General features: G+C 40.6%; 22 protein-coding genes. 3 read left to right on the top strand and 19 right to left on the bottom strand.

Features of this window, described 5'->3' with window-relative positions:
- The first annotated feature begins 42 nt into the window (after window positions 1-42).
- Window positions 43-1,362 carry a polyamine export protein PaeA gene (gene paeA, locus BDD30_RS10555; RefSeq protein ID WP_015836133.1) on the top strand — a complete coding sequence of 440 codons (1,320 nt, stop codon included), beginning with the start codon at window positions 43-45 and terminating at the stop codon, window positions 1,360-1,362.
- Window positions 1,363-1,476: 114 nt separating this feature from the next.
- Here paeA and BDD30_RS10560 read toward each other — a convergent pair whose 3' ends face one another.
- The gene (locus tag BDD30_RS10560) at window positions 1,477-1,683 is read right to left on the bottom strand and encodes a DUF1107 domain-containing protein (RefSeq protein ID WP_015836134.1); all 207 of its coding nucleotides are present in this window, start codon (window positions 1,681-1,683) and stop codon (window positions 1,477-1,479) included.
- Between the two features lie 287 nt (window positions 1,684-1,970).
- On the opposite strand from BDD30_RS10560, the gene BDD30_RS10565 reads away from it, so the two are divergent.
- Window positions 1,971-2,525, top strand: coding sequence for a YtfJ family protein (locus tag BDD30_RS10565; RefSeq protein ID WP_015836135.1), 555 nt, complete (start codon window positions 1,971-1,973; stop codon window positions 2,523-2,525).
- A gap of 80 nt (window positions 2,526-2,605) precedes the next feature.
- Here BDD30_RS10565 and cysQ read toward each other — a convergent pair whose 3' ends face one another.
- Both cysQ and bamJ read right to left on the bottom strand, forming a co-directional pair.
- Window positions 2,606-3,349 carry a 3'(2'),5'-bisphosphate nucleotidase CysQ gene (cysQ, locus tag BDD30_RS10570; protein ID WP_015836136.1) on the bottom strand — a complete coding sequence of 248 codons (744 nt, stop codon included), beginning with the start codon at window positions 3,347-3,349 and terminating at the stop codon, window positions 2,606-2,608.
- A gap of 147 nt (window positions 3,350-3,496) precedes the next feature.
- Window positions 3,497-4,117 carry a BamJ family beta-barrel-assembly machinery protein gene (gene bamJ, locus BDD30_RS10575; protein WP_015836137.1) on the bottom strand — a complete coding sequence of 207 codons (621 nt, stop codon included), beginning with the start codon at window positions 4,115-4,117 and terminating at the stop codon, window positions 3,497-3,499.
- 263 nt (window positions 4,118-4,380) lie between these two features.
- Between bamJ and BDD30_RS24670 the strand changes: the two genes are divergently transcribed.
- The gene (locus tag BDD30_RS24670) at window positions 4,381-5,091 is read left to right on the top strand and encodes a helix-turn-helix domain-containing protein (RefSeq protein ID WP_015836138.1); all 711 of its coding nucleotides are present in this window, start codon (window positions 4,381-4,383) and stop codon (window positions 5,089-5,091) included.
- 36 nt (window positions 5,092-5,127) lie between these two features.
- On the opposite strand, the gene BDD30_RS10585 is transcribed toward BDD30_RS24670, so the two are convergent.
- The 16 genes from BDD30_RS10585 to hflK all read right to left on the bottom strand — a co-directional run bounded on the left by BDD30_RS10585 (window position 5,128) and on the right by hflK (window position 22,386).
- The gene (locus BDD30_RS10585) at window positions 5,128-6,423 is read right to left on the bottom strand and encodes an ATP-grasp domain-containing protein (RefSeq protein WP_015836139.1); all 1,296 of its coding nucleotides are present in this window, start codon (window positions 6,421-6,423) and stop codon (window positions 5,128-5,130) included.
- A 10-nt stretch (window positions 6,424-6,433) separates the two neighbouring features.
- Complete coding sequence (locus BDD30_RS10590; protein WP_015836140.1) at window positions 6,434-7,621, bottom strand: MFS transporter; 1,188 nt, start codon at window positions 7,619-7,621, stop codon at window positions 6,434-6,436.
- 124 nt (window positions 7,622-7,745) lie between these two features.
- Window positions 7,746-9,443, bottom strand: a complete 1,698-nt coding sequence (locus BDD30_RS10595) for a carbamoyltransferase family protein (RefSeq protein WP_015836141.1) — start codon at window positions 9,441-9,443, stop codon at window positions 7,746-7,748.
- Window positions 9,444-9,461: 18 nt separating this feature from the next.
- A complete protein-coding gene (locus tag BDD30_RS10600) occupies window positions 9,462-10,265 on the bottom strand; it encodes a dimethylarginine dimethylaminohydrolase family protein (protein ID WP_015836142.1) in 804 nt (267 codons plus the stop codon).
- On the bottom strand, window positions 10,262-11,452 hold the full coding sequence (gene argG, locus BDD30_RS10605; RefSeq protein ID WP_015836143.1) for an argininosuccinate synthase: 1,191 nt from the start codon (window positions 11,450-11,452) through the stop codon (window positions 10,262-10,264). The genes BDD30_RS10600 and argG overlap by 4 nt, the downstream gene beginning before the upstream one ends.
- The gene (locus tag BDD30_RS10610) at window positions 11,442-12,470 is read right to left on the bottom strand and encodes a PLP-dependent cysteine synthase family protein (protein ID WP_041382530.1); all 1,029 of its coding nucleotides are present in this window, start codon (window positions 12,468-12,470) and stop codon (window positions 11,442-11,444) included. Before BDD30_RS10610 ends, argG begins: the two co-directional genes overlap by 11 nt.
- Before the next feature lie 699 nt (window positions 12,471-13,169).
- Complete coding sequence (gene rplI, locus BDD30_RS10620) at window positions 13,170-13,622, bottom strand: 50S ribosomal protein L9 (RefSeq protein WP_015836145.1); 453 nt, start codon at window positions 13,620-13,622, stop codon at window positions 13,170-13,172.
- 38 nt (window positions 13,623-13,660) lie between these two features.
- Entirely contained in the window at window positions 13,661-13,888 is a 228-nt protein-coding gene (gene rpsR, locus BDD30_RS10625; RefSeq protein ID WP_000135199.1) for a 30S ribosomal protein S18, read from the bottom strand.
- Between the two features lie 4 nt (window positions 13,889-13,892).
- Window positions 13,893-14,210, bottom strand: a complete 318-nt coding sequence (gene priB, locus BDD30_RS10630) for a primosomal replication protein N (protein ID WP_015836146.1) — start codon at window positions 14,208-14,210, stop codon at window positions 13,893-13,895.
- A 5-nt stretch (window positions 14,211-14,215) separates the two neighbouring features.
- Complete coding sequence (gene rpsF / locus BDD30_RS10635; RefSeq protein ID WP_015836147.1) at window positions 14,216-14,611, bottom strand: 30S ribosomal protein S6; 396 nt, start codon at window positions 14,609-14,611, stop codon at window positions 14,216-14,218.
- Window positions 14,612-14,767: 156 nt separating this feature from the next.
- On the bottom strand, window positions 14,768-15,505 hold the full coding sequence (rlmB, locus tag BDD30_RS10640; RefSeq protein ID WP_015836148.1) for a 23S rRNA (guanosine(2251)-2'-O)-methyltransferase RlmB: 738 nt from the start codon (window positions 15,503-15,505) through the stop codon (window positions 14,768-14,770).
- A gap of 88 nt (window positions 15,506-15,593) precedes the next feature.
- Window positions 15,594-18,038: a ribonuclease R gene (gene rnr, locus BDD30_RS10645; RefSeq protein WP_041383030.1), complete on the bottom strand. Its 2,445-nt coding sequence runs from the start codon at window positions 18,036-18,038 to the stop codon at window positions 15,594-15,596.
- 44 nt (window positions 18,039-18,082) lie between these two features.
- Window positions 18,083-18,508 (bottom strand): nitric oxide-sensing transcriptional repressor NsrR, encoded by a 426-nt coding sequence (gene nsrR / locus BDD30_RS10650; RefSeq protein WP_015836150.1) that lies wholly within the window; start codon window positions 18,506-18,508, stop codon window positions 18,083-18,085.
- A gap of 190 nt (window positions 18,509-18,698) precedes the next feature.
- Window positions 18,699-19,997 carry an adenylosuccinate synthase gene (locus BDD30_RS10655; protein WP_041382534.1) on the bottom strand — a complete coding sequence of 433 codons (1,299 nt, stop codon included), beginning with the start codon at window positions 19,995-19,997 and terminating at the stop codon, window positions 18,699-18,701.
- A gap of 149 nt (window positions 19,998-20,146) precedes the next feature.
- Window positions 20,147-21,157, bottom strand: a complete 1,011-nt coding sequence (hflC, locus tag BDD30_RS10660) for a protease modulator HflC (RefSeq protein WP_015836152.1) — start codon at window positions 21,155-21,157, stop codon at window positions 20,147-20,149.
- A 2-nt stretch (window positions 21,158-21,159) separates the two neighbouring features.
- Window positions 21,160-22,386 (bottom strand): FtsH protease activity modulator HflK, encoded by a 1,227-nt coding sequence (hflK, locus tag BDD30_RS10665; protein ID WP_015836153.1) that lies wholly within the window; start codon window positions 22,384-22,386, stop codon window positions 21,160-21,162.
- Between the last annotated feature and the right edge of the window lie 77 nt (window positions 22,387-22,463).

Below are 22,463 nucleotides of genomic sequence, written 5' to 3' on the forward strand. Positions count from 1 at the left end.
TGACAACCTACCCTATCACCGGAGGTAAAACATGGATACTTTATGTTAAATAGTCTACTAGTGGTCCTTTTATTGTGTGCAATAAGCGCCTTTTTTTCGTTATCTGAAATTTCTCTCGCCGCCTCAAGGCGGATCAAATTAAAGCTGATGGCCGATGAAGGTAATGTCAACGCAGCCCATGTCCTCAAACTACAAGAATCGCCGGGAATGTTTTTTACTGTCGTGCAAATCGGCCTAAACGCCGTTGCCATTTTGGCAGGTGTTGTCGGTGAATCTGCCTTCTCTCCTTCACTAAAAGCCTTTTTCATTAAATTTATGAGCTCTGAATGGGCAGAACAACTAGGCTTTATCTGCTCATTTGCCATTGTGACCAGTCTGTTTATTTTGCTTGCTGACCTGACACCAAAGCGTATCGGCATGATCAAACCAGAAGCTGTCGCAGTGAAAATCGTTAACCCAATGCGTTTCTGCCTGGCAATTTGCCGCCCATTAGTCTGGCTGTTTAATGGTCTGGCTGATCTTATCTTTAAGATCTTTAAAATTCCGATGGCTCGAAATGAAGACATCACATCTGACGATATTTTCGCTGTCGTAGAAGCCGGCGCTGTTGCTGGTATCCTCCGTAAACAAGAACATGAACTGATTGAAAACGTATTCGAGCTCGAATCTCGCACTGTTCCTTCGGCCATGACCTCACGAGAAAGTGTTGTCTATTTTGATAAAAATGAAAGCGAAGAAAGTATCAAACAGCAGGTTTCCACCCAACCACATTCCAAGTACCTGATATGTGACGGAGATATCGATCATGTTATCGGTTATGTCGATTCAAAAGACCTACTCAACCGTGTCCTAAGTGGTCAGAGTTTGAGCTTCAATAAGGGTGTTCAGATCCGCAACGCCCTAATCATTCCAGATACCCTGACACTCTCAGATGCCTTGGAAAGTTTTAAAGCTGCTGGTGAAGATTTCGCTATCATCTTGAATGAATATGCACTAGTAATGGGGGTAATTACTCTCAATGATGTTATGACCACACTGATGGGTGATTTAGTTGGTCAGGGACAAGAAGAGCAGATTGTCGTCCGTGACGAAAATTCATGGCTGGTTGAAGGCGGAACACCTATTGATGATGTGCAACGAGTACTGGACATTGATGATTTCCCTGACTCCAGCAACTACGAAACCATCGCGGGCTTTATGATGTTTCGACTGCGGAAAATTCCAAAACGTACTGATTCAGTTAAGTTTGCTGGTTATAAATTTGAGGTTGTCGATATTGATAACTATAAAATCGATCAACTACTAGTCACAAAAATCACTGATACAACGACAGCCTCAACGCAAGACTCCCCCATTCAGTGATAATCAATAAATAAAAACGGCTCATTTTTCTTAAGCCGTTTAATATTCTCGCATTAAGCGCCACTTCGCTTGTGGCGCGGATTATTCAGTATGCTACTCGCCTATTCTCGTTATCTACCCTATTTCGGCCTGCAAACGTAGCACCTGCTGATTAACTTCACTCATCACACTAAAATGGCGTTTATCTCTTACTTTCGGCGGCAAAATTTTACCGCAGTCGAATTCAAAAGCCCCCATATCTTTAATATATAAACGTCCACGGAACAAGGTTTTAACGTAGAGAGCAATTTTCAGTGGGTTATATTGGTGAAAAATTTTCATCTCTGTTTTTTCCTCTTATGCTTCTTACGGTTACATTTGGTGAACCAATTACATACACCACACCGTTATGTAGAATAGTAGACTGAATTTATCGAGTTTTGTTCCTCCTGTTTTTGGTTTTATTCACCTAATTTACATAAAATGACAGATATTTAGATATACATAACTATGTAACTTGATGTCTTACTTAATGTTAAAAAATTGATCTTCTTTAAAGGGATAAATCCATTAATAACCGCTATGCTAAAGACCCGTGCATCGTCACATTAACTTACCAAGGAAAAATTATGATAAAAAATTTCATGTTATACGCTGCGTTACTTTGTTCTCCCGCTTTAGCATTCGCTCACAATATTACCTTGGAACAACAAGTTCCTGCGGTCAGTATTTCTGATAAAGGAGAGCTGCTACTCAACAATAACAAGTTTAGCTACCAAAATTGGGATAGTGGAAAACTGATTGGAAAAGTGAGAGTCATACAACATATTGCAGGTCGCAGCGCAGCTAAAGAGATGAATGCTCCACTGATAGAAGAGATAAAACGTGCTGATTTTTCAAAGGAAAAATATCAAACAACCACTATCATCAATACCAGTGATGCAATATTCGGTACAGGGCCATTTGTTCGTAGCAGTATTGAAGACAGTAAAAAAGAGTTCCCATGGTCGCAATTTATCGCAGATAGCAATGGCGTAGCCAAAAAAGCATGGCAGCTAGAGCCTAAAAATTCTGCCATTATTGTCCTGGATAAAAACGGCGTAGCGAAGTTTGCCAAAGAAGGAGCACTAAATGGTAGCGAAGTCAAACGCGTCATTGAATTAGTGCGTAAAGAATTACAATAAAATATTAGTGGTGATAACGACTTGCAGATATGTTTCGGTTTGTCAATATCACCACAATCTTTACTGAAAAACAGCCACAGCTAAAAAATTGTTACTCTGAATCCCGGATTCAAAAATGATTCACGAGGCGTATAATCCAGAGTTTGACCTTTCCAGTTTGTCACATGAGCGCCAGCAGCAATTGCTACAGCGTGACCCGCAGCGGTATCCCAGACATGAGTTGGTCCAAAACGAGGATAAAGTTGCGCCTTTCCTTCAGCCACTAAGCAGAATTTCAATGAAGAACCAACAGAGACAGTCTGGTGCTCACCTAACTGATTGAGATAATCTTCTAATTCTGTATCCATATGAGAGCGGCTAACGACCACCATCGGGGGATTGGCATCACGAATTTTAATCGGCAACCACTGCCCACCACAGGTTTTTTTCCATGCCTGTCGCCCCTGCCCTGAATAAAGCGTATCCTGCACAGGAGCATATACCACACCCATTACAGGGACTCCCGCATCAATCAAGGCAATATTAACCGTAAACTCACCGTTACGATTAATGAATTCCTTAGTCCCATCCAGAGGATCAACTAACCAATAACGCTTCCAATCACGCCTATCTTCCCAAGCTGGAGGTTCTTCTTCCGACAACAGTGGAATTTCTGGTGCGATACGAGATAATCCAGTTTTAATTATTTTATGAGCCACAATATCAGCAACAGTAACCGGTGAATCATCCTGCTTATGCTCAACTTTCAAAGGATGTTCATCCTGGTAAATTGCCATAATAGCTGCGCCAGCTTCCCGGGCCAATTGGCAGATTTGTTCTAGCATCATACACCTCTGCGGTTAGTTACCTGTTATCATTTTAGACTATATTACTGATTGAGCTTTTATTGGAATTGTAAGAATTTTATTACCATCATCAAAACAAAAACAGCCGGATATACCGGCTATTTTTAATCATATTCCTGGATAAAATTACAAAATATCCAGTAATTCCACTTCAAAAATCAGTGCACTATATGGCGGGATCGATGCACCAGCACCACGCTCGCCATAAGCCAAATTATGCGGGATATAAAGTTCCCATTTAGAACCAACAGGCATCAAGGTTAATGCTTCGATCCATCCGGCAATCACACCATTCACTGGAAATTCAGCGGGTTCACCGCGCTGAACTGAACTATCAAACACAGTACCATCGATCAAACGGCCGGTATAATGAACACGTACATGGTCGGTACGGGCAGGAATTGCACCATCACCCTGTTTCAGTACAGAGAACTGCAAACCAGATTCTGTAGTACTTACACCATCACGCTGAGCGTTTTCTGCCAGAAACTTCTGACCCTCTTCTGCCATAGCCTGCTGACGTTCACGGCGCACACCGTCTGCACGTTCATGCATTTCACGTAAAGCACGATGCAGCGTTTCAACTGGCACCGCTGGAGAACGACTTTCCAACGCATCACATAACCCTGCTAACAGTGCTTCGGGTTCCAGACCTTGCAGGCCAGACTCCAATAATTGCTGACCGACTTGCAAACCAACCCCATAACTTGCCTGTGCTTCGATAGAGTCAAAAGAAAGTTTTGCCATGAAAATACCTGTAATTAAATCAAATTAGGCTTGCAAGCATAGCAGTGCTATGTAACATGGTAAACTGAAGATATAGCCAGAGGAGATATTCAAGCCATGATTCCTCATTCTTTATAGGTAGAACAAAGGCTTACAACCGTTTTTAAAATTTCAGTATAAACAATCTCTTTTGAGATATTTTTACTTATAATTGATTATATGAATAAAATATTACTGATATAAAATTAGTTCCATTGTAAATATTATTTAATGAGAGAAATCTTATGAATACTTTATTTCACGAAATTTTATCAGAAATTCAAAAGGCTAAAACGATACCAGAATTAGAGAAGAAAGTATTAAATGCTATAAACTATCTGGATTTTGAATTTTACTCAATTTATCAGGAAGAAAAATATCCATTCACAACAAAAAAATACGTTCTAATAACCAATTTACACACAGAAACCATGGGTAATTATGATAAAAACGATAATCATGACAGTGATCAACTAATGAATGGTGATTTTATTTTTTCCATTCCTTCAATTTATGATGAAAAAACATCGAAACACACTGATTTTATGATTGAAAAACCCAATGAAAATGAGATTAAAAACATTATTTCCATTAAAATTAAAAGCTACCATGGAGAAAGATCAATTTTTTCAGTGGCCAGAAAAGAAGGCCCCATCTCACACAATGAAATACTGAATAAAGCAGGAATGTTAGGCATATTAGCGAATGAATGCATAAAAACATTTAATAATTTAAAAAATAAAGAGGATAAAATAATTGTCCCAACCCTATCCACAAGAGAAGTAGAGGTAATAAGATGGACTTGTGAAGGAAAGACGTCTGCTGAAATAGCCAATATATTGGACATTTCAACAAGGACAGTTAATTTCCATATTAATAATATTATGGAAAAATTAGTTGTCCCTAATAAAGTCGCTGCTGTTGCTAAAGCAATAGCATATAATCTAATTATATAATAATTAGAGCCCGATTAAAGCTCTAATTAAATGTAACTATGAAATATAATTCGCCAAAATACCTTGCCAATCATCATTAATCTCATTCATCAGGGATTCACATTTGATATGCTCATCATTAATATGCACACAAACATAACCGCAGAAATCATTATTACTCTTAGGTGTCTCGTAAACGTATGAATTCTTATACAAATTAATTTTTATTGCAATTATTTCATAATCTAATTTATTCAGGATATTATCAACAGATGCCAATAATAAATTACTCACTTCTGTTTTATCAAAATTATCATTAATTTTTCCATCTTTGCTCGCCAGCAAATTAATCAGGAATGCTCTACCTTTCGCCTTAGGTAATACCATTTGATCACTAAACCCTTTGACTAAATGGTCAACCCAAATTTCCTGCAAACTGATACCATATACCCGATTCGCCATATCCCAAATACGCATACCCGCAGGTCTACGATTAGTTTCAACAAGAAAGGTTTCTCCTGTTTCACTATCTTGCTTAATCTCATTATGGAATGCACCGAGAATTTGCCCTGAAATTAAGTTCATCGCTTGTCCAGCCTTATGTAACGCAATAGCGTGTCTTCCATCACATTGAGCTGGAACTATTTGCCCTATTTCAACAGGAAATTCTCCTTTCTGAGAGACTTTCTGTGTTAAAAAAGCCATACAACCAATACCATCGTACGAATATTCTGTATCGAAAGTAATAAGTTCTTCTGCAAGAATTTGATTACCACCAGATTGTGCAACAGATTGAGCAAAAGCAGCTGGAATGTTATTTCTATCTTTAACAGCCACCACACCTAAATTTGCCCGGCCACAGTTGGGTTTAATAACCACACCATATGGAACAGAATCATAAAATTCTTCCAATTCTTTAATATCATTGATGAAAGCATATCGGGGAGTCTTGATATGTTGGGCCATAAGCAGTGGTAATATCCGAGTTTCTTGTTGACGGAACTGATATTTCTCAATACCTGCGAAACTTAATTCAGGGTCATCACCATAAACATTTAATTTCTTCGCGATAACGGCAGCATACCCAGATACTGCATCCATAAAGGGGAGAATACCAGCACATGTCATATTAAGTTCAGCAATAACTGCCATCACACTATCAACATAATTTTCTGTTCGAACAGGAATATGATAGACAAATGGTGTGATATCTTTTTCCTCACCAGACAACATATCACTAATAATCACCAACTCAAGGGAATAATTATGTCGAATATAGTCACGAATATTAGCGATTTCACCAATTCTCGCCGGAAGATAATCAAGCACTAATAAATATTTTTTCGGATTCATACTATCTCCATTATTGACTATTATGCAGATTAAATTTAAGTGCGCGATAAGGATTAATAATAATAAACATCAATAAAACAAATACAGAAAATATCAGATAAATACTATTATAAGAAAAATAATTCAGTAAATTAGCACAAATAAAACTAGTCAAAGGTGTCGCGATCTGATTTAGAACAAGTACAACACCAAGATACTGAGAAAAACTTCTCTTCGGAATAAGACTTGCGCGATAAGAACGGGAAAAGAGATTAAAACAACCTTCCGAACCAATAACCAATAAGAAACCCAACGTATAAATGGAGAATAGCGGACTGGTAGCAAACAATGTCAGGCCACATAACGCAATAAGGAAAGCTGTCACACCAACGATACGAACATCAAAAATACGGCATAATTTCGGAGCAATAAAAAATACACAGCAATTCACCACTCCCGCATAAGCTAAAAGCCGAGCATAACTCCCTTCCGGCTGCGAAAAAATACTGGTGATAACATAAACCGCCGTTGATAAAATAGCTCCTTGCATCACATTCATCAGAAATGTCAGGCTAATGACGCGTAACAATGATGGGTTTCCTATCAAGAACTTAAAAATAGCCAGCAGATTATAACTTTCTCTATTAGTACGCTCTTCAATCCGGTTTTTTCTTTGTACTTGAAACCATATCAAACTACTAATCAGGAAAGGAAAAAAAGCAAATGCAAATACTGCATAAACACTGAATTTGTAAACCAGCACACCAACAACCACTGGGGCTGCGATATAAGTAAACTGTTCAACAAACTGTAAACGAGAATTAACAGAAGGTAATTCTATTGCACTAATGTTCTTAGAGACAAAACCTTCTAGATTGACATATCCCGCCCCACTAAAAAAGGACAAAACACACGAAAGTGGAATAACAATATATACGATATTATTATCAGAATATATAAATGAAAGGATAAAAAGAAATAAGCAAACCAATGATCGTAGAATATCACTCAGGAATAACATAACCAGTGTATGCATCCTGTCGCCCATCCAACCAGAAATAGGGAGTGAAATTACCCTAAATAGTCGTTCAAGTCCAAAAGCAAAGGATGCAAGTGAAGCACTATTAGTTGAGGTATATACTAATACAGGCACCGCAAACATAACAAATGCCTCTGAAAAAACAGAAAAAAAACGAGCCAGTATGATCCTGTTTATCATTAGAACTACCTCAACTTTATTATCTATCCCAATAGGCTATTCTATTTATCAATTTGAAGCTGGGCAACACTCAAATTAACTTCATCAATTATGCCTACTGGGATAGATTTTTATCATACAATACTTAATGAATCGATTTAATCAAATAATTCCCCAAAACTAAATAATCAATATTTGTTTTCATGAAAGTTTTAATAGCATCATCAGGTGAGCAAACTATCGGTTCACTATCGTTATAAGAGGTATTCAGCAACAAAGGTACACCTGTTTTCCGATAAAATTCCTCAATTAACTGGGCATAACCTGGATTTGATGCACTATCCACAACCTGAACTCTGGCAGTACCATCTTCATGAATGACTGCCGGAATTTTTGATGCTTGATCCACTTTAGCATCCATCGCCAACAACATATATTTTGCAGCTTCCGGTAATTCTTTCCGAACATGGAACCAATCAGCAACATGTTGACGTAATACACTAGGTGCAAACGGTCTAAACATTTCACGATGTTTAACTTTACGATTCATTAAATCCCGAATATCTTTGTTTCTCGGATCAGCCAACAAGCTACGATTACCTAACGCACGCGGCCCAAATTCCATTCTCCCCTGGAACCAACCAACGACATTATTTTCAGCCAGCAAGCCTGCGACGACTTCATAAATATCCTCTTCATATGTCCAATCCAAACCATAGGCTTCTAAACTACGCTGGTAATCATCTTCACTATATTCAAGCCCCCAATATGTGTGAGTCAGAGGGTAACGTTGATTATTTTCAAGAATCTGATGCCAAATAAATAACGCCGCACCTGTAGCAGTCCCTGCATCATGTGCGGCAGGCTGAACAAAGATATCTTCGATATCCAATTCCTCATATAATCGTTTATTCGTTATGCAATTTAATGCAACACCACCGGCAAGACAGAGTTTATTCGTTGCGGTTTCCTGCAAATAATGACGAGCCATATTTAAAACTATCTCATCAGTTATTTGCTGAAGAGATGCAGCAATATCATAATATTCCTGTGCAACTTCTCCACCAGGCACTCTTTTCTCAATACCAAACAGAGATTCTAATTTAGAAAATTCTTCTATGCGGAAATCGAGAATGGTGTGATCGATAGTAAATTCGCCTTTCTCACCAATCTTGACTAATTGTCGGAACGCCGGCATAAAACCTTCAGGCTTACCATAAGCGGACATTCCCATCACCTTACAGGCATCGTATACAGAGAAACCCAGGAATTCTGCTAATTTTTCCCACATAAAACCGATTGAATGAGGATATTCAATGGTTTTAATTTTTTTCATGCTATTACCATTGCCCAAATATACCCCTGCGGTATTATCCTCTCCAACACCATCCAGTGATAATGTTAGCGCTTTATCAAATGGCGAAACAAAATAAGCAGACGCAGCATGAGCAGTGTGATGTGGAACCCAATGAAATTGACCGCGAAATCCCATTGATTGCAAAATTTCTGGTACTGAAGTGATTTTATGATAGAAAATTGATTCACCTGATTCACTTCCCCAGCTTCCTTCATTCGTTACTTCATCAATGAAGATTGACTTTCTTCGTTCTATCGGGTCAATAGAATACCCGATATGGCTCACATCCTCCAAAGTAATACCCGCAAAGTTTAATGCAACTTCAATGGAAGCTAATGGTAGTTCATCCGGATTATCAATATTTGCTGGTTTACCATGTTTCCTCCTATTTAATCGCTCTTCCTCAATAGCGAAAATAGTTTCTCCATCTTTTAATAAACAAACTGCTGATTCATGGTAAACAGAATTTATACCCAATATATACATGGCTTATCATCCTCATAGTTATTTTATTTTTAATACCAGGCAGCGTAAACTTCCGCCACTCTTTAAGAATTCACCCATATCACATTTGACAACATTGTAACCATAATTATTTAATTGATGTTCAACCTCAACAGAACAACCATGCATTATAATATCTTTACCTATTGGAATGTTATTACAGACAAAAAGTTCTTTAGCATCATGTTCTGATATTGAGATCCTGCGTTCAAATGTTTCAGCAATATAATCCTGGCTTTCTTTAGTAAATGCTTCTGGGTAGTAAATAACCGTATCTTTGTCAATAAATGAAAACGCCAAAGCTACATGAAAGAAAGTATTATCCTGAATATGCAACTCACCTTTAACTCTTAACTCTGGATATACTTCTTTAATTTTATTTATCGCCTCCTTATCTGATCGAGGACCATAACCAAATATAATGTCATTATCCCAATAGATAATATCTCCAAGCCCTTCAAAATAGACATCGTCATCAACACGATATATCTCATAACCTAATTTTTCCAGATAATCTATGTAGTACTGACTTTCACCCTGACGTTCCGCATGCCGAAAATTACTCGCAAGAAATTTATTATTATGCACCATGCCACAATCACCTGAGAAGGTCATATCCGGCAGACCGTTAACAGGATCAATAGTGCGAATGCGGATGCCACGTTCAGTTAACCGTTCATAAAGAAAATCCCATTGTTGCTGTGCCAATTCTTTATTGACTTTATTATTAGTATCCATCCAATCATTAATAACGTATTCAATATCGTAAAAATCCGGTTTACACATTAATAATTCTTTAATCATAATATTTGCCTCATTTTAGATTTAGCACTTTGCTTAGTATGAATATTAAATATTTTTGCAAACCCCTCTGTATCACTTTGACTATATAAATGCCCACAGTTATATATTGCTAGGTTATGATCATAAATACTGGTCTTTGAAGTACGAGAACAAACATTGACATACTTATAGCCCAGTTCAAGTTTAACCTCACCATTAACATTTTGGTTCATACTATCAATAAAATAGTTCAAATGAGTTAATAAAGGATCATACCAAAGCCCAGAATAAACCAGTTCAGCCCATTTTTTATCGACTGTTTCTTTAAACCAGTTTTCTCTACGATTACTACAATAAAGCTCCAAATCACGATGTGCAGTAATTAATATGTGTGCGGCAGGTGATTGATAAATTGCCCGCGTTTTCAAACCAACAATACCATCTTCAACAATATCAAAAATTCCAACCGATAACTTTTTACCAATTTCATTCAATATTTCAATAATTTCAGCCAATGATTTATTTTCACCATCAAGTGATACAGGCACACCATGTTCAAAACCTAATGACAAAAATATTGGTTCAGTCGCTGATAATGCATGTTCAAACAATTTTTCTTTGACGTCTTCAGGAATAAATGTTTCTGGTTCTTCCAACGAACCACATTCGATGCTGAAGCCCCATATATTTTCACTCGTAGAATAAGGATTATTACAACCAAACTCTTGAGGAATACCATACTGAGCAGCATAATTATTTACAACATTCTCGTCATATTTGAAATCTCTCAATGAAGCAATAGGTATCTTATCCAGAATTTCTATATTCATATCCATCCTGGCTTGATCATTACCTCTGAATTGGTGTGCAATATAATTAATATCAAGTATATTAGCAACTTCAACCGCAGCTTCAGCAATCGCAGGCCGGGAAAGTGCAGCACTGAGAAAATAACCATGCTGATAAATAGCATTTGCTTTTATCGCTTTTGAAATAAAATTTTCAGCATATTGCTTTCGATAATCTTTATAAATAAATTTATCAGCACCCGCAACTATACATTCCAATTCAATATCATCAATATCCCTTACCTGTCCTTCATCAATATAAAGAGCAATGACCTCTTTAAATCTAGATTTAAGATCTCTGATTATAAGAGGATTATAACGACGATTATAATAAATCACCAAAACACTATCAGAATTCATTGAGTGTACACCCCATTCTCATGATAATTTCTTTTAACCCTGGTTCTGTTGTACTTTCCTCAACTAATTCTGAGAAATTATTTTCAGATAACCAAGCATCGTTATAAATCGTATCTATGTAACGCTCTCCACTATCAGGAATGATGACAACGATATTATCTCCGGGCTTAAAATCATCTAAGCGATCCAATACAGCACACACAGAACAAGCACCCGTTCCACCAAGCAAAATACCTTCATCTCTGGCTAATTTTCTTGCCATCCGGAACGCATCAATATCTGTAATCTTCAAGGTAATATCGATGTTGCTAAGATCTAAAATAGAAGGTACAAACGTCAACCCGGCACCTTGTACCAAATATTTTCCTGGCTCACCACCGAAAATAACTGACCCAACAGGCTCAACGCCATAAATTCTCACCCATGGGTTTTTCTCTTTCAAATAACGGGAAATCCCTGTTAACGTTCCACAACTTCCTGCCGTCGCAAAACAAGCCGTCAAATTATCACCAAAGGTTTCATATAATTCACGCCCTGTAGAATGATAATGTTCATCAGGATTAATCTGATTTTCAAATTGCATAGGGCTAAATGCATTTGGGTAGGCTTTTATAATCTCTTTGGTTAAATCGATTCGATATTTGACAGTATCTGTTCCCGCTTCAAATTCTGGCAAAAAAATAATTTCAGCGCCAAACGCTCTTATTTTATCGCGTTTCGCTGCCGGCACCATACGGTCTAAAACAGCAATAAATCGGTAACCTTTAACAGCGCACGCCATTGCTAAACCAATCGCAGTATTACCCGATGATGGCTCAACCACCACCATACCCGGCCTTAATTCTCCCTGAGCCTCTGCCTTTTCCAGCATAGCAACTGCAATACGGTCTTTAATACTTCCACTAGGGTTAATATTCTCCATTTTAAGAAAAATATTAACACCTCTAGTATGTCTACCATCCAACATAACTACTGGAGTATTACCTATAATCTGTAATATATTTTTACCCAGCTTCATATAAGTTTTACCTCCCATTTTTCGGTCAATGTGAAGAACATACAATGATGACGAGGTATTTTTATTAACAAATAAAAAATTTTAATATCTATTAATCTATTGATGAAATTACCCACTTTATAAATAACTTTTAGGAATAACGCCATTCCTTCCCAAAAAACAAGTTCATTTATTTTCGCTCTCACACAATGATTAATTAACACAGATGATAATTATAAATTTACTCCCAGAAGTCTACTGTCAATTCTGACAGCTATATAAATAAAATTTCATATAAATTTTTGATATTATTATTTAATAATAAAAATATATATCATTAATTTTCCATATTCTCATATAGAATAGGATAAAATAAATGACCATTATAGATATAATCATGATGATTATATGAAAATATATTTTTTAATTATTATGAAATAATAATACATGTAATTAACCAGATTTATTAGTAGATAATAGAAATACAATTTCAATTAATTATAGTCAATAATTCTATAATTAATTATATCTCCACTATAATGGACTAGAGATTGATTAGAATATAAAGGCAGTAAACAGGAAATAAGTCAGATTAATCTTCAGTTCAATGGAAGTCAGCAACGAAAACCTTATAAGCTGATGAAATAACAGTAAGTTGAGGCAATAAAAAACGCCAGCATTGCTAGCGTTTTTTACTTGTTTACATCCGTTAATTATAAATTAAGCTTCAGCAACAATGTTAACGTTCAGTTTTGCGAATACATCGCTGTGTACCTGGAAGTGAACTTCATGTTCACCAGTGGTACGCAGAACGCCATTAGGCAGGCGAACTTCGCTCTTAGATACTTCAATACCAGCCGCAGTAACTGCATCAGCGATATCACGAGTACCAACAGAACCGAACAGTTTTCCTTCGTCACCTGCTTTAGAAGCAATAGTGACGGAACCCAGCGTATTGATTTTCTCAGCGCGAGCTTCTGCTGCTGACAGAACGTCAGCCAGCTTAGCTTCCAGTTCAGCGCGGCGAGCTTCGAAGAATTCGATGTTTTTCTTAGTCGCAGGGACAGCTTTTCCCTGTGGAACTAAGTAGTTACGGGCATAACCCGGTTTAACGTTAACTTGATCACCCAGGCTACCCAGGTTAGCTACTTTATCAAGCAGAATAATTTGCATTACCTTATCCTCTCTGAGTCGTTAATGGACTGTGCCGATTACTGATGACGATCAGTGTAAGGCAACAAAGACAGGTAGCGCGCGCGCTTGATAGCACGAGCGAGCTGACGCTGGTATTTTGCACGGGTGCCAGTGATACGGCTTGGTACAATTTTACCGCTCTCTGTGATGTAGTTTTTCAGCGTAGCGATGTCTTTATAATCAATCTCTTGAACGCCTTCCGCGGTGAAACGGCAGAACTTGCGACGACGGAAATAACGTGCCATTTGGCTAGTCTCCAGAATCTATCAATTCAATCTGCTCGGCATGAAGAACCAGTTTATTAAGACCATTGCGACCTTGATGGCAACTAATGAATCCTGAAACGGTTAATCGACTGCCGACCGTTATACTGTGAGTTAAAACTTGTAACGATTGTCCACTGGCAATGACGGGCATTCTGCACCATGCTTGCCTGCCTAGACCGGCTTCCCGTTGCTGTGAGCGATGCTCTAGTACAAACTGACAATGAGGGATACCGGCAGGACTGACTTTTCGAATAGGGGCTTTGCACACTGTGCCAGAAAGCACCAAACGATTAGTTGTCACAGTTATTACTCTTCAGAATCCCCAGCTTCTTCAGCATCAACACCGGCGTCTTCCAGAGAGTAATCGCGGCTGCGACGTTCATCTTTGGCTTTAACCATTGGAGATGCTTCAGTTACCGCGTGCTTAACGCGCATAATCATGCTGCGGATAACGGCATCGTTGAAGCGGAAGTTAGTTTCCAGCTCATCAACCGCTTCCTGCGGAGCTTCAACGTTCATCAGAACGTAATGAGCTTTATGCAGTTTATTGATTGGATAAGCCAGTTGACGGCGACCCCAGTCTTCCAGACGGTGAATCTGACCTTGCGCGTTAGTGATAGTCGCACTGTAACGCTCGATCATGCCCGGAACCTGTTCGCTTTGGTCAGGATGGACCATAAAAACGATTTCGTAATGACGCATTAGAATTGCTCCTTACGGATTATTCAGCCTCCTGTCAGGGTCAACCGCGGCCCGTGGAGGCAAGGAACTTGTTTAAGTGCGGCTGAAAAATTGACGCGTAACTATACCCGCCTCACATCAAAAACTCAAGGAGTGAACAACGCTTTATATTTTGGATTACTGCGAGCTGCGCTGACGCACCGCTTCAAACAAGCAAACACCTGTTGCGACAGACACATTGAGGGACGAGACAGAACCCGTCATAGGAATACTAATCAACTCATCACAGTGTTCACGGGTCAAACGACGCATACCTTCCCCTTCCGCCCCCATCACCAGAGCTATAGGGCCTGTTAGTTTGCTCTGATATAGCGTATGGTCGGCTTCCCCGGCTGTGCCAACCACCCAAATATTGTGTTCCTGCAACACACGCAGAGTACGAGCAAGATTGGTTACACGAACAAGTGGTACGCTCTCCGCAGCACCACATGCTACTTTTTTCGCAGTAGCATTAAGCTGAGCGGAACGATCACGGGGGACAATAACAACATGTACACCTGCTGCATCAGCACTGCGCAAGCAAGCGCCCAGATTATGTGGATCTGTCACGCCATCAAGTACCAGCAGAAAAGGCGTTTCCACCTTTGCCAGCAAATCGGGTAAGTCATTTTCCTGATATTGGCGCCCTGGCTTCACTTTGGCAATAACTCCCTGATGCACAGCACCTTCCGTTTGATTATCCAACCACTGACGATTTGCCAGTTGGACGGTCACCCCGATGTTTTCCAGCTCATGAATCAGAGGGTTCAAACGACGATCTTCCCGTCCTTTCAGTACATAAACTTCCATAAAACGCTGCGGATCGCGATCCAGTAAAGCTTTAACGGCATGAATACCGTAGATAATTTCACTCATAATCTTCTTATTTCACTGTTATACAGTACTGACTGATACTATGAGCCTATCTATCAGGCTCTCTGTATTCAAGACACTAAAATCAGGATTACTTCTCTGCACTTTTCTTAGCACGCTTGGCTTTGAATTTAGCAGCAATTTTCTGTGTTTTAGCTGAAAGGCTTTTTTTACCTTTTTCCTTATTCCGTTGCGGCTTATCCACAGATTTCTTTTTACGGAAAACACCATCAGGCTCAAAGTGAGTCTCTTTGCTATAACCACGCCCTTTCTTACTACTATCTCTACGGCCAGGCTCTGCTTTTTTCGCCCTGTCACGCGCTGTTTTGCCAGCATTCCGGGCTTTGCGGGTAGAGGTGAGCAATTTAAAATCAATATTACGCTCATCCATATGGACAGCTTCCACACGGATTTCAACTTCATCCCCCAACCGGTAAGTTTGACCAGAATTCTCACCAATTAAACGTTGTCCCACATTATCAAAGTGATAATAATCATTATCCAGTGTGGAAACATGTACTAAACCGTCGATAAACAGATCATTTAGACGAACAAAGAAGCCGAAACCTGTCACACTGGTGATAATTCCGGTAAAAATATTACCCACCTGATCTTGCATAAAGTCACACTTAAGCCAATCGGCAACATCTCTCGTCGCTTCATCTGCCCGGCGCTCGGTCATAGAACAGTGTTCGCCCAATTGCAGCATATGTTCTATATCACTATGCCATCCACCGGTTGGTGTCCCGCAATGTTCAACAACACCTTCCTGTTTTGCCAGCAGATATTTTATCGCCCGATGCAGCACCAGATCAGGATAACGGCGAATAGGTGAAGTAAAGTGCGCATAAGAGTTTAATGACAGGCCAAAGTGACCACGGTTTTCCGGGTCATAAATCGCTTGTTTCATTGAACGCAGCAACATGGTTTGCAATAATTCACGATCAGGACGTTCCGCCACTTGATGCATCAGTTGCGCATAATCCTTTGGCATTGGCGTCATGCCACCAGGCAAAGTCAGTCCCAATTCGCTAAAAACCGAACGCAGGTTAAGAATGCTCTCTTCCCTTGGTCGATCATGAATACGGTAAAGTATCGGCTCTTTGTTTTTCTCCACGAAACGCGCAGCCGCAATGTTTGCCAGAATCATGCACTCTTCAATCAGTTTATGTGCGTCATTGCGAACCACGGGTTCAATTCGCTCAATTCGGCGTTCAGCATTAAAGATAAACTTCGCCTCTTCTGATTCAAAAGAGATCGCGCCACGTTGCTCACGGGCATTTTCTAACGCCTGATAAAGCTCATGTAAATGCTCAATATGCTGAACCAGCGGCTTATAATGCTCACGCAACTCTTCATCTCCCTGCAACATACGCCATACTTTGGTATATGTCAGGCGAGCATGAGAATTCATGACTGCTTCATAAAATTTATAAGATGACAATTTTCCTTGGGCTGAAACTGTCATCTCACACACCATACAAAGGCGGTCCACCTGTGGATTCAACGAACAGAGGCCATTGGAAAGCACTTCTGGCAACATAGGAACAACCTGAGACGGGAAGTACACTGAGTTACTTCGGTTACAAGCTTCTGTATCCAATGCCGTTTGTGGGCGGACATAGTAACTGACATCAGCAATAGCAACCCATAAACGCCAACCACCGCTTCGCTTCCTCTCACAATAAACGGCATCGTCAAAATCACGAGCATCTTCACCATCAATTGTCACTAATGGTAAAGCTCGCAGATCAACACGGCCTTCTTTCGCAGATTCAGGTACCTGTTCATCCAGAAATGCCACCTGATTTTCCACTTGTGGCGGCCAATGGTGTGGAATTTCATGAGTACGCAAGGCAATTTCCACTGCCATATTCGTTCCCATGGTTTCACCCAACACTTCAACAATTTTACCAATCGCTTTTGTGCGACGCGCGGGACGTGTGATCAACTCCACTACGACGACATTCCCCATGCGCGCGCCACAACTCTCATCTCTCGGGATCAAAATATCGAAGCTCAAGCGACTGTCATCCGGTACGACAAACCCCATACCCGAGTCAAGAAAATAACGGCCAACAATCTGGCTGGTCTTAGGTACCAATACACGAACAATACGCGCTTCACTGCGCCCTCTACGATCTGAAGGCAACGGCTGCGCCAATACAACATCACCATGAATAGCCATTTTCAACTGCTCGGCAGAAAGATAAAAATCGTCTTTGTATCCTTCCACCCTCAGGAAACCGTAACCATCCCTGTGACCAATAACGGTACCTTTCAATAAATCCAGTCTTTCTGGCAAGGCGTAACATTGACGGCGGGTATAAACCAGTTGCCCATCACGCTCCATAGCCCGTAAACGGCGACGTAATGCTTCAAGCTCTTCATTATTGGTCAGATTTAGCTCTTGTGCCAATTCTTGGCGGCTTACCGGTACAGTGCGTTTAGAGATAATATCTAAGATGTACTCACGGCTTGGAATAGGAGCTTCATATTTTTCCGCTTCGCGTTCCAGAAAAGGGTCTTGTGACATGGCAGTTCCTCCGTTGTCATCAGCAAGCTGTTTGCGCCATTTCTTCATTCGGTCAGCAGCAGCTTATAAAGGGGGATATTGTCTTCAACCATATCAGCTAAAGTATGCTTATCCAGTTCTTCTAAAAACTTCTCGGCTGCCTGATTTAATACCACTTTCAGGCGACATGCAGACGTAATATGGCAAGATTCCTGACTACAGTTAACCAATGATAATGGCTCGAGAGCACGCACTACATCACCAATTCTGATATCCTTTGCTGGTTTACCCAGACGAATGCCGCCATTTTTACCACGAACAGCATCCACTAATCCTAAGTGGCTCAATTGGTTAATGATTTTTACCATGTGGTTACGAGAAACACCATAAACATCAGTGACCTCAGAAATACTGGTCATCTGGCTTTGCGGCAAAGCGGCCATATAAATTAGCGCGCGCAATCCATAATCTGTAAAACTCGTTAACTGCACATCAACCTCTGGATAATGAGATATAAGTTAATATATCCGAGAACAAACTGAAAAAATAAGTATTTGTTCAAATTATATACCATGAATTAGCCAAAATTCTGTTGACCTTCTGGTAGTTAAGCAAAAAAGGCCATGATAAATAGCAAAAAACCGGGCTGAAAAGCCCGGCTTTACCTAATTATTGGCACAATCAGGCATCAAACGGATCACGCAGAATCATTGTCTCTGAACGATCTGGGCCTGTAGAAATAATATCAACAGGAACACCGGTAAGTTCTTCTACACGTTTAATATAGTTCAACGCTGCCAAAGGCAACTTGCTGTGCTCTTTCACACCAAAAGTACTTTCATCCCAGCCTGGCATTGTCTCATAGACAGGTTCAATACCTTCCCAATCATCCGCAGCCAGAGGTGTGGTTTCAATTACGCAGCCATCAGGCATACGGTAACCAACACAGATTTTCACTTCTTTCAAGCCATCCAATACGTCCAACTTGGTCATACAAAAACCTGACAACGAGTTGATCTGTACTGCACGGCGGATAGCAATAATATCCAGCCAGCCAGTACGACGGCTACGGCCAGTAGTCGCACCGAACTCTTGACCTTTTTCACGCAGATAACTGCCCGTTTCATCAAACAATTCTGTTGGGAACGGACCTGCTCCTACACGGGTAGAATAAGCCTTAATGATCCCCAGAACATAATCAACATAACATGGACCTAAACCGGAACCTGTTGCAACGCCACCAGCCGTAGTGTTGGAAGAGGTCACATATGGATAGGTACCGTGGTCGATATCTAGCAAAGTGCCCTGTGCTCCTTCGAACATAACCAGTTCGCCTTTCTGAGTTGCTTTGTACAGCAAGTCAGAAACATCAATAACCATGTCCGTCAGAATATCGGCAACAGCCATAATTTCATCAAGGGTTTTCTGGTAATCAACCGCAGGTTCTTTATAATAGTTAACCAGTTGAAAGTTATGATATTCGATAATTTCTTTCAGTTTGGCAGCGAATACTTCTTTATCAAACAAGTCACCAACACGTAGGCCACGACGTGCAACTTTGTCTTCATATGCAGGACCAATGCCACGACCGGTCGTACCAATGGCCTTTGCACCACGGGCTTTCTCGCGGGCATTATCTAATGCAACATGGTATGGAAGAATAAGCGGACAAGCTTCTGAAATAAGCAGACGTTCGCGAACAGGAACACCGCGGGACTCTAATGCGTTCATCTCTTTCATCAGTGCATCAGGCGCTAATACAACCCCGTTTGCAATGATGCTAATAACATTTTCACGCAAAATCCCCGATGGGATTAAGTGGAGAACGGTTTTTTCACCGTTGATAACCAGTGTATGACCAGCATTATGGCCACCTTGATAACGAACAACATACTTAGCTCGTTCAGTCAGCAAGTCGACGATCTTGCCCTTGCCCTCGTCACCCCATTGGGTGCCCAATACGACAACGTTCTTACCCATTTCAAAATTCACTCGGTTGCTTAAAAATGGATTCTAACATCTCATTTCACACCTTTCAGTAATTTTTATCACATCCGTTATTTTTGTTAACCCACCAAACATGACAAGGCCCGCCTGATGCGGGCCTTACTTATAGACTTAAAAGTCTATCAACGCTGAACAGCTCGCCTTTCAGGCGCTTTCATATAACGGAAGAAATCAGTATCTGGGCTTAACACCAGAACATCTTTCCCACCTTCACTAAAGCTTTTCTCGTAAGCACGTAAGCTACGGATAAAGGCATAGAAATCCGGGTCTTGACTGAATGCATCAGCAAACAATTTAGCCGCTTCTGCATCACCGGAACCACGCAAAGTACGGGCTTCACGCTCCGCTTTTGCCAATGTTTCAGTGACCTGCTTATCCGCTGTTGCACGTAATTTTTCTGCTTCTTCCTGCCCCTGAGAACGGTGACGGCGGGCTACCGCTTCACGTTCTGCACGCATACGCTGGAAAATAGCTTCGGAAACTTCCAACGGCAGGTTAATCTGCTTGATACGCACGTCAACAACCTCAATACCCAGAGCAGCCATGCTGTTCGGATTAACTGCCGATTGTTTACCCGCAGTTTCTTTCTCTACACGAGCCGCAGCGGATGCAATAGCATCATCTGCTTCGCTGGTTGTTACCGCTTCGCCGTCAGTCGTACCTTTGTTCAGAGCATCACGAACATCGGTAGTTAATCTGCCACGAGAATCAGTCACAATACCACGAACATCCAAACGACCAATTTCAGAGCGCAAACGGTCACTGAACTTACGTTTCAACAAAACCTCAGCCTGAGAAATATCACCATTACCAGTAGCCAGATAGTAACGACTAAAGTCGATAATGCGCCATTTCAGGTAAGAATCAACAATCAGGTCTTTATTTTCACTGGTCAGGAACCGATCAGCCTGAATATCCATAGTTTGAATACGGGCATCAAGTGTTTTCACTGTTTCAATAAATGGCACTTTAAAGTGCAAACCAGGCGCATACACAATTGGTTTATTTTCTGCATCACGGACAACCTTACTAAAACGCAGAACAATGCCGCGCTGTCCTTCATGCACAACAAACACTGAGGTATACAGAGCAACCAGTACAGCGACAATAATAACAATAAACGACTTACGCATGATTATTGTCTCCCTACTCTAACAGTGTCATTACGCAGATTATCTGTATGGTTATAATCTACTGTCCGGTTTGAACTCAACGGTATTGTCGGACGAATAACCCGCGGACTGGAAGCTGTTGTATTACCCGGCTGACTTTCCATGACCGTTTTACCACTGGCTGCATCATTACGGAACAATTGTTCTAATGGCAGGACCATCAAGCTATTACTGTTCTCATTAGCAACAACTTTGCGGGTATTACTCAGTACTTTTTCCATGCTCTCAATATACAAACGCTCACGAGTAATTTCCGGTGCAGCTTTATATTCAGGTAACATCTTGGCAAAACTCGCCACTTCACCCTGAGCTTCCAGTACCACACGTGCTTTATAAGCCTTAGCATCTTCGATTAATCGTTGAGCCTGGCCATTTGCACGTGGTTGAACTTCATTAGCATAAGCTTCCGCCTCACGAATGTACTGCTGTTCGTTTTCACGAGCAGCAATCGCATCGTCAAATGAAGCTTTTACTTCCTCTGGTGGACGGGCAGCCTGGAAGTTGACATCCAGCAGAGTTATACCCATTTTGTATGGACGAATAGTTTCTTCCAGTACCCGTTGGGTATCACTACGTACAATAGTACGACCTTCAGTCAAAATTTTATCCATGGTGTATTTACCAATAACACCACGAACTGCACTGTCTGTTGCTTGACGCAAGCTGTTATCAGGGCTTGTTACGCTATAGAGATAAGCGGCTGGATTAGTCACACGGTACTGGACGTTCATTTCCACACGAACAACGTTCTCATCGGAAGTCAGCATCACACCAGATGCCGCCAGCTCACGAACAGATTCCACGTTAACTGGAACAACTTCATCAATGAACGTTGGTTTCCAGTTCAGACCAGGCTGCACAATATGGCTCAATTTACCCAAACGAGTAACAACGCCACGTTCTGTTTCTTTAATCGTATAGAAACCACTAGCGGCCCAAATGACGACTATAGCGACAGCGGCAAGGCTAACAATACGCCCACCAAATTTTGCCCCTTGGTCAGAACCATTACCGCCCTTATTCCCACCGAAACCACCAAGTTTACTACTCAGCTTACGGAACAGATCGTCGAGATCAGATGCCCCACGGTTTCGACCACCTTTATTCCCGCCAGAGTTGCCGCCATTATTATTGCTGCTCCCCCACGGGTCGCGGTCTTGTCCGTTGTTCCCGGGCTGATTCCACGCCATGTTTTAGCTCCATTCTTTTATGATTGGTTTTTCAGGCTAAGAGCTGCTTGTAAACAAGCCAACTCTCAATCACACAA

This window comes from Photorhabdus asymbiotica (assembly GCF_003634575.1).
GTDB lineage: Bacteria > Pseudomonadota > Gammaproteobacteria > Enterobacterales > Enterobacteriaceae > Photorhabdus > Photorhabdus asymbiotica.

Bases quoted from the DNA above. Each gene is read 5' to 3' on its own strand.
- paeA (WP_015836133.1), top strand. From the start codon at position 43: ATGTTAAATAGTCTACTAGTGGTCCTTTTATTGTGTGCAATAAGCGCC.
- BDD30_RS10560 (WP_015836134.1), bottom strand. From the start codon at position 1,683: ATGAAAATTTTTCACCAATATAACCCACTGAAAATTGCTCTCTACGTT.
- BDD30_RS10565 (WP_015836135.1), top strand. From the start codon at position 1,971: ATGATAAAAAATTTCATGTTATACGCTGCGTTACTTTGTTCTCCCGCT.
- cysQ (WP_015836136.1), bottom strand. From the start codon at position 3,349: ATGCTAGAACAAATCTGCCAATTGGCCCGGGAAGCTGGCGCAGCTATT.
- bamJ (WP_015836137.1), bottom strand. From the start codon at position 4,117: ATGGCAAAACTTTCTTTTGACTCTATCGAAGCACAGGCAAGTTATGGG.
- BDD30_RS24670 (WP_015836138.1), top strand. From the start codon at position 4,381: ATGAATACTTTATTTCACGAAATTTTATCAGAAATTCAAAAGGCTAAA.
- BDD30_RS10585 (WP_015836139.1), bottom strand. From the start codon at position 6,423: ATGAATCCGAAAAAATATTTATTAGTGCTTGATTATCTTCCGGCGAGA.
- BDD30_RS10590 (WP_015836140.1), bottom strand. From the start codon at position 7,621: ATGATAAACAGGATCATACTGGCTCGTTTTTTTTCTGTTTTTTCAGAG.
- BDD30_RS10595 (WP_015836141.1), bottom strand. From the start codon at position 9,443: ATGTATATATTGGGTATAAATTCTGTTTACCATGAATCAGCAGTTTGT.
- BDD30_RS10600 (WP_015836142.1), bottom strand. From the start codon at position 10,265: ATGATTAAAGAATTATTAATGTGTAAACCGGATTTTTACGATATTGAA.
- argG (WP_015836143.1), bottom strand. From the start codon at position 11,452: ATGAATTCTGATAGTGTTTTGGTGATTTATTATAATCGTCGTTATAAT.
- BDD30_RS10610 (WP_041382530.1), bottom strand. From the start codon at position 12,470: ATGAAGCTGGGTAAAAATATATTACAGATTATAGGTAATACTCCAGTA.
- rplI (WP_015836145.1), bottom strand. From the start codon at position 13,622: ATGCAAATTATTCTGCTTGATAAAGTAGCTAACCTGGGTAGCCTGGGT.
- rpsR (WP_000135199.1), bottom strand. From the start codon at position 13,888: ATGGCACGTTATTTCCGTCGTCGCAAGTTCTGCCGTTTCACCGCGGAA.
- rpsF (WP_015836147.1), bottom strand. From the start codon at position 14,611: ATGCGTCATTACGAAATCGTTTTTATGGTCCATCCTGACCAAAGCGAA.
- rlmB (WP_015836148.1), bottom strand. From the start codon at position 15,505: ATGAGTGAAATTATCTACGGTATTCATGCCGTTAAAGCTTTACTGGAT.
- rnr (WP_041383030.1), bottom strand. From the start codon at position 18,038: ATGTCACAAGACCCTTTTCTGGAACGCGAAGCGGAAAAATATGAAGCT.
- BDD30_RS10655 (WP_041382534.1), bottom strand. From the start codon at position 19,997: ATGGGTAAGAACGTTGTCGTATTGGGCACCCAATGGGGTGACGAGGGC.
- hflC (WP_015836152.1), bottom strand. From the start codon at position 21,157: ATGCGTAAGTCGTTTATTGTTATTATTGTCGCTGTACTGGTTGCTCTG.
- hflK (WP_015836153.1), bottom strand. From the start codon at position 22,386: ATGGCGTGGAATCAGCCCGGGAACAACGGACAAGACCGCGACCCGTGG.